The 14,746-nt window shown below is 71.8% G+C and carries 11 protein-coding genes and 1 pseudogene; 3 read left to right on the top strand and 9 right to left on the bottom strand.

The genetic code is table 11. The features are described 5' to 3' along the window. Window positions 1–26: 26 nt before the first annotated feature. Window positions 27–425, top strand: coding sequence for a BlaI/MecI/CopY family transcriptional regulator (locus tag ACZ499_RS11670; protein WP_468674021.1), 399 nt, complete (start codon window positions 27–29; stop codon window positions 423–425). Window positions 426–429: 4 nt separating this feature from the next. Then, the gene (locus tag ACZ499_RS11665; protein ID WP_468674019.1) at window positions 430–1,392 is read left to right on the top strand and encodes a M56 family metallopeptidase; all 963 of its coding nucleotides are present in this window, start codon (window positions 430–432) and stop codon (window positions 1,390–1,392) included. Window positions 1,393–1,435: 43 nt separating this feature from the next. On the opposite strand, the gene ACZ499_RS11660 is transcribed toward ACZ499_RS11665, so the two are convergent. The 3 genes from ACZ499_RS11660 to ACZ499_RS11650 all read right to left on the bottom strand — a co-directional run bounded on the left by ACZ499_RS11660 (window position 1,436) and on the right by ACZ499_RS11650 (window position 5,149). Further along, on the bottom strand, window positions 1,436–1,891 hold the full coding sequence (locus tag ACZ499_RS11660) for a tellurite resistance TerB family protein (RefSeq protein WP_385539325.1): 456 nt from the start codon (window positions 1,889–1,891) through the stop codon (window positions 1,436–1,438). 114 nt (window positions 1,892–2,005) lie between these two features. Beyond that, the gene (locus ACZ499_RS11655; protein ID WP_468674017.1) at window positions 2,006–4,318 is read right to left on the bottom strand and encodes a bifunctional salicylyl-CoA 5-hydroxylase/oxidoreductase; all 2,313 of its coding nucleotides are present in this window, start codon (window positions 4,316–4,318) and stop codon (window positions 2,006–2,008) included. A gap of 3 nt (window positions 4,319–4,321) precedes the next feature. Then, entirely contained in the window at window positions 4,322–5,149 is an 828-nt protein-coding gene (locus ACZ499_RS11650; protein ID WP_468674015.1) for an enoyl-CoA hydratase family protein, read from the bottom strand. A 363-nt stretch (window positions 5,150–5,512) separates the two neighbouring features. Here ACZ499_RS11650 and ACZ499_RS11645 point away from each other — a divergent pair, with 363 nt between their 5' ends. Further along, window positions 5,513–5,977 carry an ATP-binding protein gene (locus ACZ499_RS11645; protein ID WP_468674013.1) on the top strand — a complete coding sequence of 155 codons (465 nt, stop codon included), beginning with the start codon at window positions 5,513–5,515 and terminating at the stop codon, window positions 5,975–5,977. Here the strand turns inward: ACZ499_RS11645 and argF are convergent. The 6 genes and pseudogenes from argF to ACZ499_RS11615 all read right to left on the bottom strand — a co-directional run. Continuing rightward, on the bottom strand, window positions 5,922–6,953 hold the full coding sequence (gene argF / locus ACZ499_RS11640) for an ornithine carbamoyltransferase (protein WP_468674012.1): 1,032 nt from the start codon (window positions 6,951–6,953) through the stop codon (window positions 5,922–5,924). The two genes, ACZ499_RS11645 and argF, sit on opposite strands and share 56 nt — an antisense overlap. Window positions 6,954–7,015: 62 nt before the next feature. Next, window positions 7,016–8,248 carry an arginine deiminase gene (locus ACZ499_RS11635; protein ID WP_385539333.1) on the bottom strand — a complete coding sequence of 411 codons (1,233 nt, stop codon included), beginning with the start codon at window positions 8,246–8,248 and terminating at the stop codon, window positions 7,016–7,018. Between the two features lie 99 nt (window positions 8,249–8,347). Next, the gene (locus tag ACZ499_RS11630; RefSeq protein WP_468674010.1) at window positions 8,348–11,074 is read right to left on the bottom strand and encodes a polynucleotide kinase-phosphatase; all 2,727 of its coding nucleotides are present in this window, start codon (window positions 11,072–11,074) and stop codon (window positions 8,348–8,350) included. Then, window positions 11,071–12,537: a 3' terminal RNA ribose 2'-O-methyltransferase Hen1 gene (locus ACZ499_RS11625; protein ID WP_468674008.1), complete on the bottom strand. Its 1,467-nt coding sequence runs from the start codon at window positions 12,535–12,537 to the stop codon at window positions 11,071–11,073. The genes ACZ499_RS11630 and ACZ499_RS11625 overlap by 4 nt, the downstream gene beginning before the upstream one ends. 83 nt (window positions 12,538–12,620) lie before the next feature. Beyond that, a complete protein-coding gene (mmuM, locus tag ACZ499_RS11620; protein WP_468674006.1) occupies window positions 12,621–13,562 on the bottom strand; it encodes a homocysteine S-methyltransferase in 942 nt (313 codons plus the stop codon). Between the two features lie 2 nt (window positions 13,563–13,564). Then, a pseudogene (locus ACZ499_RS11615) lies at window positions 13,565–14,395 on the bottom strand (LLM class F420-dependent oxidoreductase); the annotation flags it as partial. Window positions 14,396–14,746 lie beyond the last annotated feature (351 nt).

Raw genomic sequence — 14,746 nt, 5'->3', positions numbered from 1 at the left:
GCCGGGCCCCTCAGTAGGATGACGAAGTGACGGATGAGGACAGGCGCGCCCGCAGGCGGGGGCAGGGTGAGCTGGAGGCCCAGGTCCTGGCGGCGCTGCGGAACGCGGCGGGGCCGGTGACCGCCGGCTGGGTGCGCGAGCGGATCGCCGGCGCCCTCGCGTACACCACCGTCGTCACCATCCTGTCGCGCCTGCACGCCAAGCAGTCGGTGACCCGCGAACGCGCGGGCCGCTCCTTCGTGTGGACGCCGGCCGCCGACGAGGCCGGGCTCGCGGCGCTGCGGATGCGCAAGGTGCTGGACGGCGAGCCGGACCGGGGCGCGGTGCTGGCCAGCTTCGTCACCGCGCTCTCGCCCGACGACGAGCGGCTGCTGCGCGCGCTGCTGGAGAGCGTGGACGGCGCCGAAGCGGAGACCGGGGACTGACGCGGTGGGGGTGTTCGTCTTTCTGCCTCTCGTCCTGCCGCTGACCGCCTGGCCGATCGCCCGGCTGGCCGAGCAGCAGCTGCCTCCGCGCGCGGCGACCTGGCTGCTCGCGGCCGTCGGCGGCGTTCTCGCACTGTGCAGCACCCTGTGCCTGATGCTGCTGATGGTGGTGGGCAGGGCCCAGCTGCCGGGCAATCCGCTGCCCGACGCGTGGGCCGACCCCGAGGTACGGGCGGGGCTGCCGTACGACGAGGTGGTGGGCCGGACGGCGATCCCGCTCCTGGCGGCGGTCGCCGGGGCGTGCGCGCACCTGGTGTGGCAGCACCGGCGGGTGCGCACGCGAGCGGCCCGGGCGCTGGCCGGGCCGCCCGAGGGCAGGCTGGCCATTCTGCCGGACGACTCGCGGGCCTATGCGTACGCGCTGCCGGGCGGGCGCGGTGCGGCCGGGGCGCGCGGGCGGATCGTCGTGACGCGCGCGCGGCTGGAGAGCCTCGACGCCCGCGAGCGGCAAGCGCTGATCGCGCACGAGGAGGCACATCTGACGGCGCGCCACCACCGGTTCCTGCTGGCGGCCGGGCTCGCGGCCCGCGCGAACCCGTTTCTGCGCCCGCTGCGCACCGCCGTGGCGTACACCGCCGAGCGCTGGGCGGACGAGGACGCGGCGCGGACGGTGGGCGACCGCAGGACGGTGGCCCGGGCCATCGGCAAGGCCGCGCTGGTGTCGCGCCCGGCGGCGGGCCGGGGCGCGGCGACCGCGCTGGTGGGATTCGCGGCGGCCGGACCGGTGCCTCGCCGGGTGGCGGCGCTGCTCGGCCCGGTGCCCCCGGCGCCCGCGCTGCCGCCCGCGTGGACGGCGGCCGGGCTCGCGCTGTGGACCGCCGCGGGCGGCGCGGCGGTCTCGGCGCCGGCGTCGGCGAACGCGACCGTGACGCTCTTCACGGTGCTGAAGGCCGCCACCGTCCTGTGAAGGGCCGCCCCGAGAGGCGGCCCGGCTCACGGAACAGCCGCTCCTACAGGTCGAATTCGGCCGGTGCCAGGTCCAGGGCATAGCAGGCCTCGCGCACTACGGCCTGCTCCGTCTTGTCGAAGTCGCCGTCGGCGCCGCCGATGACGATGCCTATCTGGATCACCGCGCGCGCCTCGGCGGGCTTCTTCTTCGCCTTGGCGACCTCCTGCAACACGCTGACCTTGCCGAAGTCGAAGTCGGCGGCGAGCTTGTTCAGGTAGTCGTCGAAGCGGCGCTGGAGGTCGTCGGCCGGGAAGTTCTGCAGCACCTCATTGGTGGAGATGAGCTGCGCGACGCGGCGCCGCTCGGAGGGGTCGACGGTGCCGTCGGCCGCGGCGACCAGGGCGCACATCGCCATGCTGGCATCCCGGAACGCACCGCTCTTCAGGTCGTTCTTCTTGGCGAGCAGCTGCGTCTGCATGGTCGACGCGGACTCCTTGAAGCGGTCCCACAGGGCCATGAGGTCTCCATCTGGTCTCGATAGTCACTTCTACAACACTGTAGAAACTGACCAGCGGGCCGAATGGTTCCCACGGCGTGTCCTTTCCCTGTGAGCCGCGCCTCCCTTCGCCGCTCACTTCAGGCTGAGCCGCGGTCTGGGTGCGTCCGTGCGCCCGGCCGGCGGTCTGCGGCTGCCCGCCCGGTACGGCGGCGGCCAGGGCGCCCCGGGTCCCGAGTAGCCCTGCTCGGCGGCCGCGTGCAGGGTCCAGTGCGGATCGTAGAGATGGGGCCGGGCGAGGGCGCAGAGGTCGGCCCGGCCCGCGAGCAGCAGCGAGTTCACGTCGTCCCAGGACGAGATCGCCCCGACCGCGATGACGGGCACGCCGAGCGTGTTGCGGATGCGGTCGGCGTACGGCGTCTGGTACGAGCGGCCGAACTCTGGCCGCTCCTCCGCAACGACCTGCCCGGTGGACACGTCGATGGCGTCGGCGCCGTGCGCGGCGAACGCGCGGGCGATCTCGACGGACTCCTCGGCGGTGGTGCCGCCCGGCGCCCAGTCGGTCGCGGAAATGCGGACGGTCATGGGCCGGTCGTCGGGCCAGATGCCCCGCAGCGCGTCGAACACCTCCAGCGGGAAACGCAGCCGGTTGGCGAGGGAACCACCGTAGGAGTCCGTGCGTTGGTTGGTGAGAGGGGAGAGGAACCCGGAGAGCAAGTAGCCGTGGGCGCAATGGAGTTCGAGCAGGTCGAAGCCGCAGCGGGCGGCCCGCCAGGCCGCCGCGGCGAACTGCTCGCGGATGTCGGTCAGCCCCGTGCGGTCGAGCGCGTGCGGGACCTGGTTGACACCGGGGCGGTAGGGGAGCGGTGAGGCGGCGGCGAGGGGCCAGTTGCCGTCGTCGAGCGGCTGGTCGATGCCTTCCCACATCAGCTTGGTCGAGCCCTTGCGCCCGGAATGGCCGAGCTGGACGCCGATGGCGGTGCCGGGGGCCTGCCGGTGCACGAAGCCGGTGATCCGGCGCCAGGCCGCGGCCTGTTCGGGGGTGTAGAGACCGGTGCACCCCGGTGTGATCCGGCCCTCTGCGCTCACGCAGACCATCTCGGTCATGACCAGGCCCGCGCCGCCGAGGGCCCGGGCGCCGAGGTGGACGAGGTGGAAGTCGCCGGGGAGGCCGTCCACGGCGCGGTACATGTCCATGGGAGAGACGACGACACGGTTGCGCAGTTCGAGCCCGCGCAGCCGGAAGGGGGTGAACATCGGAGGAGTGCCGGAGGGGCAGGGGAAGTCGCGCTCGACCGCGCCGGTGAAGCCGCAGTCGCGCAGCCGCAGGTTGTCGTGGGTGACCCGGCGGCTGCGGGTGAGCAGGTTGAAGGCGAACTGCCGGGGCGGCTGGTCGAGGTAGAGCGCCAGCTCCTCGAACCAGCGCAGGCTGGCGGCGGCCGCGCGCTGGGTGGACTCGACGATCGGCCTGCGCTCCAGCTCGTACGCGGCCAGGGCGGCCGGCAGGGTGGGCTGCTCCTCGACGCAGGCAGCCAGGGCGAGGGCGTCCTCGACGGCCAGCTTGGTGCCGGAGCCGATGGAGAAGTGCGCGGTATGGGCGGCATCGCCGAGCAGCACGGTGTTGCCGTACGACCAGTGCGCGTTGACGACGGTACGGAAAACGGTCCAGGAGGAGTTGTTGCTCCGCAGCGGCCGGTTGCCCAGGGCGTCCGCGAAGATCTTGGCGCAGCGGTCGACCGACCCCTGCTCGTCGAGCTCGTCGAACCCGGCCGCCCGCCAGACCTCTTCGCGCATCTCGACGATGGCGGTGGAGGAGTCGGCGGAGAACGGATAGCCGTGCAGTTGCATCACGCCGTGTTCGGTCTCGGCGATCTCGAAGCGGAAGGAGTCGAAGGCGAAGTCGGCGGCCAGCCAGATATAGCGGCAGCGGTGACCGGTGATGCGGGGCGCGAAGTGCTGGGCGTGCGTCTCGCGGGTGGCACTGTGCACGCCGTCGGCCGCGATGACCAGGTCGTAGCCGGTGGCGAGTTCGGCGGCGGGCGGCGCCTCGGTGCGGAAGCGCAGTCCCACGCCGAGCGCGCGGCAGCGCTGGTGCAGGATCTCCAGGAGCCTGCGCCGGCCGAGCGCGGCGAAGCCGTGCCCGCCGGAGGTGAGGGTGCGGCCTCGGTGGACGATGTCGATGTCGTCCCACCGGACGAACTCGGCCTTCAGCGCCTCGTACACCACGGGGTCGGCGTGCTCGATCCCGCCGAGGGTCTCGTCGGAGAGGACGACTCCGAAGCCGAACGTGCTGTCGGGGGCGTTGCGCTCCCAGACGGTGATCTCACGTTCGGGGCGCAGCCGTTTGAGCAGTGCGGCGGCGTACAGCCCGCCGGGGCCGCCGCCGATGATCGCGATCCGCAGCGGCCGCTCGGCGGGGTCGGGGCCGCTGTCGCCGTGCCCGGGCACGGCTCAGCGCCCCTGCCATTTGGGGGGCCGCTTCTCGGTGAAGGCGGCGTGGAACTCGGCGTAGTCCTGCCCGTTCATCAGGAGGGCCTGGGTGGCGGCGTCGAGTTCGACGGCGGCGGCGAGCGGCATGTCGAGCTCGGCGGTGAGCAGGGCCTTGGTCTGCGCGTACGCGAGGGCGGGTCCGGCCGCGAGGTGGCGGGCGAGCTCGGCGGCGCGCGCGTCGGCCTGCCCTTCGCCGGTGAGCTCGCTGAGCAGGCCGATCCGTTCGGCCTCGGGGGCGCGGACCGGCTCGCCGAGCATCAGCAGGCGGGTGGCGTGGCCGAGTCCGACGACGCGCGGCAGCAGATAGGCCGCGCCCATGTCGCCGCCGGAGAGGCCGACCTTGGTGAACAGGAAGGAGAACCGGGCGGAGGGATCGGCGATACGGAAGTCGGCGGCCAGCGCGAGGACCGCTCCCGCACCGGCCGCGACGCCGTGGATCGCCGCGATCACCGGGAAGGGGCATTCACGCACGGCCCGCACGACCTGGCCGGTCATCCGGTTGAAGTCGAGCAGCTGGGCGGTGTCCATGGAGAGCGTGGCGCCGATGATCTCGTCGACGTCGCCGCCGGAGCAGAAGCCGCGCCCCTCGCCCGCGAGGACCAGGGCGCGCACGGCCCGCTCCCGGGCGAGCTCGGCGAGCAGATCGCGGAGGTCGGCGTAGGCACCGAAGGTGAGCGCGTTCAGCTTCTCGGGGCGGGCGAGGGTGACGGTGGCCACCCCGTCCGCCACGGAAAGCCGCAGGTGGCGCCAGTTTTCGGCACGGGGTGCGGAGCTGGGGAACGGGCTCATGGAGTGCGGCCTCCTCAGCGGGCTGACAGATGCCTGCACTTCGAAGGTATCACTCATGTGTGACTGTCGTCACGAGTGCGCGATATGGAGAGGTGGGTGGGGGCGCGGGCCCCGTGCACCCGCCCGGGCGAGCGTGCGACCGGGGTGCGGCGCGGGCTCGCCCGCCCGCCCGGGCGGGCGGGCTGGCCGGGGCGGAGGGCGGGGGCGAAGGGCCTCCTACGGCGCGCCGCACGTCCCTTTCACCGCCCGCCAGGGACCTCTGTCCGGCCCCTTGCCCCGGTTCGTAAAGTTGAAGGGAGTAGCAGCGCCCCGCGCATCCCCCGCGCCCCGGACGCTCCACGCGACCGAACGGAAACCTCCGCCGTGCCCGACCCCACCGGCGCCGCCCGCGCCCCGACCTCCTGGCGTATCCCGCTCCCCCACACCAACGCCGCCGTCCCCATCGCCCGCGCCCTGATCCGTACCGCGCTGGCGGACATCGACGCCCCCGCCGACAGCGACACCGCCGAACTGCTCACCGCCGAGCTGGTGGCCAACGCCGTCGAGCACACCGCCGCCGACCAGCCCATCGAGCTGGTCGTCGAGCTGCTGGAGTCGGGCTGCCAGGTCGAGGTCCACGACCGCTCTCCGCTGCCGCCGGGCGACCTCGGCGCCCCGGAACCCGTCGACAGGCCCGACCCGTGGCAGGAGCACGGCCGGGGCCTGCTGCTGATCCGCACCCTGAGCTCGGCCTGCGGCCACCGCCCCACCGCGCACGGCAAGGCGGTGTGGTTCACGCTGCCGGCGCGTCCGCCCCTGCCGGAGTTCCCGCAAGCGTCGCGACCATGACCGCCTTGATGGTGTGCAGACGGTTCTCCGCCTCGTCGAAGACCACCGAGTGCGCGGATTCGAAGACCTCATCGGTGACTTCGAGCTCGGCCAGGCCGTACTGCTCGTGGATCTCGCGGGCGACCGCCGTGCCGAGGTCGTGGAAGGCGGGCAGACAGTGCAGGAACTTGACGTCCGCGTTGCCGGTGGCGCGCAGGACGTCCATGGTCACGGTGTAGGGCGCCAGCGCCTTGATCCGCTCGGCCCAGATCTCCTTGGGCTCGCCCATGGACACCCAGACGTCGGTGGCGACGAAGTCCGCGCCCGCCACGCCTTCGGCGATGTCCTCGGTGAGGGTGATCCGGGCCCCGCTGCGCTCGGCGGCCCGGTGCGCGAGGGCGACGACGGCGACGGCCGGCCAGTACGCCTTCGGGGCCACGATACGTACGTCCATGCCGAGTAGCGCGCCCGTGACCAGGTAGGAGTTGCCCATGTTGTACCGGGCGTCACCCAGATAGGCGAAAGCCGTCCGCTCAAGGGGCTTGTCGGTGTGCTCGGTCATGGTGAGGACGTCGGCGAGCATCTGGGTGGGGTGCCAGGCGTCGGTGAGGCCGTTGTAGACCGGCACGCCCGCGTGCGCGGCGAGGGTCTCGACCGTCTCCTGGGCGTCCCCGCGGAACTGGATCGCGTCGAACATCCGGCCGAGCACCCGTGCCGTGTCCCGCGCCGACTCCTTCTTGCCGATGTGCGAGCCGGCCGGGTCGATGTACGTCGTGGAGGCACCCTGGTCGGCGGCCGCCACCTCGAAGGAGCACCTCGTACGCGTCGACGGCTTCTCGAAGATCAGTGCGATGTTCCGCCCGCGCAGCCGCTGGACCTCGCTGCCCGCCTTCTTGGCGGCCTTGAGCTCGGCGGCGAGGTCCACCAGCGCGCGGAACTCCTCGGCGGTGAAGTCCAGCTCCTTGAGGAAGTGGCGGCCTGCGAGGTCTGTCGCCATGGTGACTGCTCCTGGGTGACGGAAGGCGGGAACACTGTAAGTATATGCGATTGAACGCATCACTATACGGCATCGCGTTCCACGGGACAGCTCATGCACCGAGGACCGCCCCGCCCCCGCCCCAGCTCGCTGCCGGGAATCTCGATCACCTCGATGCCCTGCTTCCGCAGATGCGTGTTGGTGGTGACATTGCGCTCGTACGCCACCACCACGCCCGGCTCTACCGCCAGGACGTTGCAGCCGTCGTCCCACTGCTCGCGCTCCGCCGCGTGCACGTCCTGGGTGGCCATCAGCACCCGGATCCCGTCCAGGCCGAGGGCGGCCGCTATGGCGCGGTGCATGTGCTCCGGCGGGTGGTCCGTCACCTTCAGCTCCTGCTCACCGGCGCCCGGCTCGATCGTGTACGAGCGGAGCATGCCGAGCCCGGCGTACTGAGTGAAGGTTTCTCCGTCGACCATCGTCATCACCGTATCGAGGTGCATGAAGGCCCTGCGCTTGGGCATGTCCAGCGCCACGATCGTCCGTGCGGAACCGGCCGCGAAGAGCCCGCGCGCCAGCATCTCCACCGCCTGCGGAGTCGTCCGCTCGCTCATCCCGATCAGCACCGCGCCATTGCCGATCACCAGCACGTCGCCGCCCTCGATGGTCGACGGGTAGTCACTCTGCCCCTTCGACCAGGTGTGGAACCGCCCGGCCTCTGGGCCCGCGAAGAGCGGATGGTGGCGGTAGATCGCCTCGAAGTGGACCGTCTCGCGCTGCCGGGCGGGCCAGCGCATCGCGTTGATGGACACCCCGTCATAGATCCAGGCGGAGGTGTCACGGGTGAAGAGGTGGTTGGGCAGCGGGCCCAGCAGGAAGTCGTCCAGGTCCATCGCGTGGAACCGGACGGACACCGGCTCGGCGTGACGCTCCAGGAACTCCCGCTTGGTCATACCGCCCACCAGCGCCTCCGCGAGCTCGGCGGCGGACAGCTCGTCGAAGGCCTCACGCAGATGCCCGGTGGCCAGCGGCCCGTACTCCTTCTCGTCGAAGACCCGGTCAAGTACGAGCCGTCTCGCCTGGGGAATCGCCAGCGACTCGCGCAGCAGATCGCCGAAGAGGTGCACCTCGACCCCGCGGTCGCGCAGCACATCCGCGAAGCCGTCGTGCTCCTGGCGCGCCCGGCGCACCCAGAGCACATCGTCGAAGAGGAGAGCGTCCTTGTTGCTCGGAGTGAGCCGCTTCAGCTCCAGATCGGGCCGGTGCAGGATGACGCGGCGCAGCCGCCCGGTCTCGGAGTCGACATGGAATCCCATGCCCCCATCCTGTCCCGCCCGCAGCCCGCTCACCCGGTGAACCGGCCGCTTCCACCCCGGCCCGTGGGAGCGGAACCGCACGGCTCCGCCCCCACGGCTTCACAGCCTGGGGTCCACCGGCTCCGACTCCAGGGCCAGGACCGCGAAGACCGCCTCGTGGACACGCCACAGCGGCTCGCCCGCCGCCAGCCGGTCCAGCGCCTCCAGGCCCAGCGCGTACTCCCGCAGCGCCAGCGAGCGCTTGTGGCCCAGAGAGCGCTGCCTCAGCCGCTCCAGGTTGTCGGAGCGCACGTACTCCGGACCGTAGATGATCCGCAGATACTCACGTCCGCGCACCTTGATGCCGGGCTGCACGAGGCGCCCCTTGCCGTCCCGTGCCAGCGCCTGGAGCGGCTTGACCACCATGCCCTCGCCGCCCGCACCGGTCAGCTCGAGCCACCAGTCGACACCGGCCCGCACGGACGCCTCGTCGCCGGTGTCGACGACCAGGCGCCGGGTCACCTGGAGCAGACCCGTCGGGTCGTGCTCGACCAGACGGTCCAGCCACCCCAGCTGCTCGTCGTGGGGCACCGCGGCCAGGCTGCGGCCCTGGGCGGCCAGGATCTGGAAGGGCGCGAGCCGCACCCCCTCCAGGCCGTCCGTGGTCCAGCAGTACCGCCGGTACGCGTCGGTGAACGCCTCCGCGTCCCGCGCCCGCTCGCGCTGACGCGCCAGCAACCCCTCCACGTCGACACCGCGCGCCGCGGCCGCCTCCAGAGCCCCCAGCGCGCCCGGGAAGACCGCCCCGGACGCGGCACCCACCGCCGCGTACTGCGAACGCAGCAGCCCCGAGGCCTTCAGCGACCACGGCATCAACTCGGCGTCGAACAACAGCCAGTCCGTACCGAGCTCGTCCCACAGCCCGGCCGCGGCCACGGCCGCCCGCAGCCGGCCGAGGATCTCCTCGGTGACGGCCGCGTCGTCGAAGAAGGGACGACCGGTGCGGGTGTGCAGAGCGCCCGTCGGCCCCTCCACCCCGAACCGCTCGCGCGCCACCTCGGCGTCACGGCACACCAGAGCCACCGCCCGCGAACCCATGTGCTTCTCCTCGCACACGACCCGCGCGACCCCGTCCGCCGCGTACTGCGCGAACGCCTCCGCCGGATGCTCCAGGAACTGCTCGTCACCGCCGCTGCCCCGGGCCGCCACGCGCGACGTCGCCGTGGGCGCCATCGTCGGCGGCAGATACGCGAGCAGCCGTGGGTCGACGGCGAAACGGCTCATGACTTCGAGCGCGGCCGCCGCGTTCTCCTCGCGCACCGCCACATTGCCCAGCTGCCGGGTCTCCACGACCCGGCGGCCGCGCACATCGGCGAGGTCGAGCGGGCGTCCGTCATGGCCACCGGGCGCCTCGGTGGCCAGCGGACGGACCGGCTCGTACCAAACCCTCTCGGCAGGCACGTCGACGAGTTCGCGCTCCGGCCAGCGCAGCGCGGTCATCTTTCCGCCGAACACCGCACCCGTGTCCAAGCAGATGGTGTTGTTGATCCACGACGTGTTCGGGACGGGCGTGTGGCCGTAGACGACCGCCGCGCGACCCCGGTAGTCCTCGGCCCACGGGTAGCGCACGGGCAGGCCGAACTCGTCGGTCTCGCCGGTCGTCTCCCCGTACAGGGCGTGCGAGCGAACACGCCCCGACGTACGCCCGTGGTACTTCTCGGGCAGACCCGCGTGACAGACGACCAGCTTGCCGCCGTCGAGCACGTAGTGGCTGACGAGCCCGTCGATGAACTCCTTCACCTGTTCCTTGAATCCATCGTCCTCCCTCTCCAACTGCTCGATGGTTTCCGCCAGTCCATGGGTGCGCTGGACCTTCTTGCCACCCAGATAACGTCCGAGCTTGTTCTCATGGTTCCCGGGAACGCACAGAGCGTTACCATCAGCCACCATTTTCATCACACGCCGCAACACACCCGGGCTGTCCGGCCCGCGGTCCACGAGGTCACCGACGAAGACCGCCGTACGGCCCCCGGGGTGCACCCCGTCCACGTAACCCAGCTTCACCAGCAGCGTCTCCAGCTCGGAGCGGCAGCCGTGGATGTCACCGATGATGTCGAAGGGGCCGGTGAGGTGGGTGAGGTCGTTGTAGCGTCGCTCGATCGCGATCTCGACGCTGTCCACCTCCACCTCGGAGCGCAGGACATGGACCTTGCGGAACCCCTCGCGCTCCAGGCCGCGCAGCGAACGCCGCAACTCACGGCGGTGTCGCGCGATGATCTGGCGGGGCATGCCGGCGCGGTCGGGCCGGGCCGCGTTGCGGGCGGCACAGACCTCCTCGGGCAGATCGAGGACGATGGCCACGGGCAGCACATCGTGCTCCCTGGCCAGCTGGACCAGTTGTCTGCGGCTCTCCACCTGCACGCTGGTGGCGTCGACGACGGTCAGCCGCCCGGCCGCGAGCCGCTTGCCCGCGATGTAGTGGAGCACGTCGAACGCGTCGCCGCTGGCGCTCTGGTCGTTCTCGTCGTCGGCCACCAGGCCGCGGCAGAAGTCCGACGAGATGACCTCGGTGGGCTTGAAGTGCCGACGGGCGAAAGTGGACTTGCCCGATCCGGTGGCGCCGATGAGAACGACGAGGGACAGGTCGGGGACGGCGAGCGCGCGCTTGCGGGGCGTGGCCGGGGGCTCGGTGTCGGTCCGGGTTCCGGATCCGGTTCCGGCTTCGATGCCGGTTCCGGTTCCGGTTCCGGTCTCCGTGTTCGTCTCGGCACTGGTGCCGGCGCTGTTGCTGGCACTCGTACTGGTGCTGGTACCGGCCCCGGTGTCGGTGTCGTTCTCGGCCCTCATGCGGCGTTCGCCTCCTTCGCGGTCGTGATCGTCTCGAATACGGCCATCTGGGTGGGCGGCCCCACCTCGGCGTCGTCCGGCCCCACGGGCACGAACTCGACGCCGTACCCGTGCCGTTCGGCCACCGAGACGGCCCAGTCGCGGAACTCCGCGCGCGTCCATTCGAACCGGTGGTCGCCATGGCGCACATGCCCGGCCGGGAGCGACTCCCAGCGCACGTTGTACTCGACGTTCGGCGTGGTCACGATCACCGTTCGCGGGCGCGCCGCGCCGAACACCGCGTACTCAAGCGCGGGCAGCCTGGGCAGGTCGAGGTGCTCGATCACCTCGCTGAGCACGGCCGCGTCGTACCCCTTGAGCCGCTTGTCCGTGTACGCGAGCGAGCCCTGCATCAGGGTGATCCGCCCGGCCTGCCGCTCGCCCATCCGCTCCAGGCGCAGCCGCCGCGCGGCGACCGTCAACGCGCGCATCGAGACGTCCACACCCACGATCTCGGTGAACCGCACGTCCTTGAGCAGCTCCTGCACCAACTGGCCCTGACCGCAGCCCAGATCGAGCACCCGGCTCGCCCCGGCGGCGGTCAGCGCCGCCAGGATGGCGTCGCGTCGCTGTACGGCGAGCGGCACGGGCCGGTCCTCGGTGTCGGTCGTCTCGTCCACCGCGTTGTCGAGGGCCTCGACCGCGATGTCATCGGCCTCGGCCAGCCGCACCAGTTCGAGGCGCTCCATCGCCTGCCGGGTCAGCCCCCAGCGCCGGGACAGATAGCGGCTGGTGATCAGCTTCTGCTCGGGGTGGTCGGCCAGCCAGCCGTCACCGGCGCGCAGCAGTTTGTCGACCTCGTCGGGCGCGACCCAGTAGTGCTTGGCGTCGTCGAGCACCGGCAGCAGCACATACAACTGCCGCAGTGCGTCCGCGAGCCGCAGCTCTCCTTCCAGTACGAGCCGTACGTAACGGGACTCTCCCCACTCCGGGAACTCCTCGTCCAGCGCGACGGGCTCCGCCGACACCGAGGCCCAGCCCAGCGGCCCGAACAGCTTGTGCACGAGGTCGGCGCCGCCGCGCGCGGGCAGCGCGGGCAACTCGATCCGCAGCGGCAGCGGCGCCTCGGCCCGTTCCGGCAGCGTGCTGCACACACCGCGCAGGGCGCTCTTGAAGACGGTGCTCAGCGCGACGGACATCAGCGACGAGGCCGCGTACGGGCGGTCGTTGACGTACTGCGCCAGCGCGGAATCGGGGGCTCCGCCACGGCCCTTGCCCTTGCCCCGCCGCACCAGCGCGACCGGATCCACCTCCAGGAGCAGCGCGGCCGTACAGCGCTCGGCGGTCGCCTCGGGGTAGAGGATGTGCGCGGTGCCGTGCGACGTGGAGAACGCCTGCGCCTTCCCGGGATGCTTGTGCAGCAGAAACCCGAGGTCGGTGGCGGGGCGCTCAGGGGTACCGGTCGTGGTGATTGTCAGGAACACGCGTCGAGTATCACCCGGTTTCAATGGCTCCTACCAGGCATTTCCCCCTGAGTGCCGAGGGTGGCCTCAACCTGTCCCGGCCCTCACACCTCTTCCGCCACGAACCCCGCCAGCCCTGCGATCTCCGCCGGCCCCACTCGGCAGCAGCCGCCCACCAGACGGGCGCCCGCCCTGCGCCAGGCACTCACACGGGAGGGGTCGAACGTGGTGCCGCCCCGCCACGACCGGGCCTGCGCGTCCCAGCGCTCCCCGCTGTTGGGGTAGACGACCACCGGCTTGCGGGCGACCGACGCCGCGAGTTCCACGGCGCGGTCCGCGTCGGCGGGCGTGCAGCAGTTCACGCCCACAGCGATCACCTGGTCCAGGCCCGCCGCCAGCGCGAACGCCTCCTCCAGCGGCTGTCCCGCCCGGGTCCGCAGCCCCTCCACGCTGTACGACAGCCACACCGGTACTCCGCACCCCCCGACCGCCCGCAGCAGCGCCTCGGCCTCGTCGGCGTCGGGCACGGTTTCCAGCGCGAGCACGTCCGGCCCGGCCGCCGCCAGCGTCTCGACGCGGGGGCGGTGGAAGCGCTCCAGCTCCTTCACCGTCAGCCCGTACCCGCCGCGGTACTCACTGCCGTCGGCCAGGAAGGCGCCGTAGGGGCCGATCGAGGCGGCGACCCAGACTTCGGCTTTCTTGGGGGGCTCCCCCTCCCCTCCCCCCACCCCCGCCCTCTCCCCCGCCTTCCTAGCCAGCTCCACGCTCCGGGCGAGCAGGGCCGTCGCCTCGCGGCGGGGCACTCCCCGGTGGGCGAAGCCCTCGTACGTCGCCTGGTAGCTGGCGGTGATCAGTACCTGTGCGCCCGCCCGTACATACGCCTCGTGTGCGGCCTCGATCTGGCTTGGGTCGTCGGCGAGCAGCCGGGCCGACCAGAGCGGGTCGCTCAAGTCGCACCCCTGGGCCTCCAGTTGGTTGGAGAGGCCGCCGTCGAGGACCACGGTCCGTTCGGCCAGGGCGTCGGCGAGTGGACGGGCGGGCCGCATGGTCAGGCCCCGTTCAGCTGGGACTGGACCTGGGAGGAGATCAGTTCGAGGTGGTCGAGGTCGTGCAGGTCGAGGACCTGGAGGTAGATCCGGGACGAACCGATCGCCTCGTACGCGCCGATCTTCTCCACTACTTCGGCGGGCGATCCCGCCAGCCCGTTCGCCTTGAGCTCTTCGACCTCCCTCCCGATGGCGGCCGCCCGGCGCGCCACTTCGGCATCGTTCTTTCCTACGCAGACGACCAGGGCGTTGGAGTACACCAGGTCGTCGGGGCCGCGTCCGGCGCTCTGGGCGGCGGCGCGCACCCGGCCGAACTGCCGCTCGCTGTCGGCCAGGGAGGCGAACGGGATGTTGAACTCGTCGGCGTACTGTGCGGCCAGCCGTGGGGTGCGGACCGCGCCGTGGCCGCCGATCAGGACCGGCACCTTGGCCTGGGCGGGCTTGGGGAGCGCGGGCGAGTCGGTGAGCTGGTAGTAGGTGCCGTCGTGGGTGAAGGTCTTGCCGGTCTCCGTGGCCCAGAGGCCGGTGACGATGGCCAGTTGTTCTTCGAGCCGTGCGGACTTCTCCTTCGGGAAGGGGATGCCGTAGGCCTTGTGCTCGCCCTCGAACCAGCCCGCGCCCAGGCCGAGTTCGATACGGCCGCCGGACATCTGGTCCACCTGGGCGACCTGGATGGCGAGGACGCCGGGGAGCCGGAAGGTGCCGGCGGTCATCAGTGTGCCGAGGCGGATGCGGCTGGTCTCGCGGGCGAGTCCCGCGAGGGTGATCCAGGCGTCGGTGGGGCCCGGGAGGCCGTCCGCCGAGCCCATCCGCAGGTAGTGGTCGGAGCGGAAGATTCGCATATGATGCTACCTAACTCTATCACTGCCCCTGACCTGTGGAAACGCAGTTGCAGGGTATCCGTTGACCGCGCAGAGCCCCTTCTCAGAGACCTGGACAGGGGCAGCGGGCGGCTGGTGACCGTCGGCGGACACGACAAAGCCCCGCCCCTCTGCCATTGGGCGGCAAAGAAGCGGGGCGGTTACGAGTTCTTGCTAGACGGCCGGCTGCCCGCTACCGGGGCACGTCTCGCGGCTGTCGTCTGGCTTCTGGTGCTGGGCTGCGGGCTGACCAGGCTCAGCGCCCACAGTCTGCCCGCAAACTGAGCAGCCTCCGGCGCACTGGCCGGGGTCGAATCGCGCTCC

The organism is Streptomyces sp. NPDC031265, assembly GCF_055570295.1.
This window is presented reverse-complemented; position numbering and strand designations above follow the sequence as displayed.

Bases quoted from the DNA above. Each gene is read 5' to 3' on its own strand.
- ACZ499_RS11660 (WP_385539325.1), bottom strand. From the start codon at position 1,891: ATGGCCCTGTGGGACCGCTTCAAGGAGTCCGCGTCGACCATGCAGACG.
- ACZ499_RS11650 (WP_468674015.1), bottom strand. From the start codon at position 5,149: ATGAGCCCGTTCCCCAGCTCCGCACCCCGTGCCGAAAACTGGCGCCAC.
- argF (WP_468674012.1), bottom strand. From the start codon at position 6,953: ATGGCGACAGACCTCGCAGGCCGCCACTTCCTCAAGGAGCTGGACTTC.
- ACZ499_RS11635 (WP_385539333.1), bottom strand. From the start codon at position 8,248: ATGGGATTCCATGTCGACTCCGAGACCGGGCGGCTGCGCCGCGTCATC.
- ACZ499_RS11630 (WP_468674010.1), bottom strand. From the start codon at position 11,074: ATGAGGGCCGAGAACGACACCGACACCGGGGCCGGTACCAGCACCAGT.
- mmuM (WP_468674006.1), bottom strand. From the start codon at position 13,562: ATGCGGCCCGCCCGTCCACTCGCCGACGCCCTGGCCGAACGGACCGTG.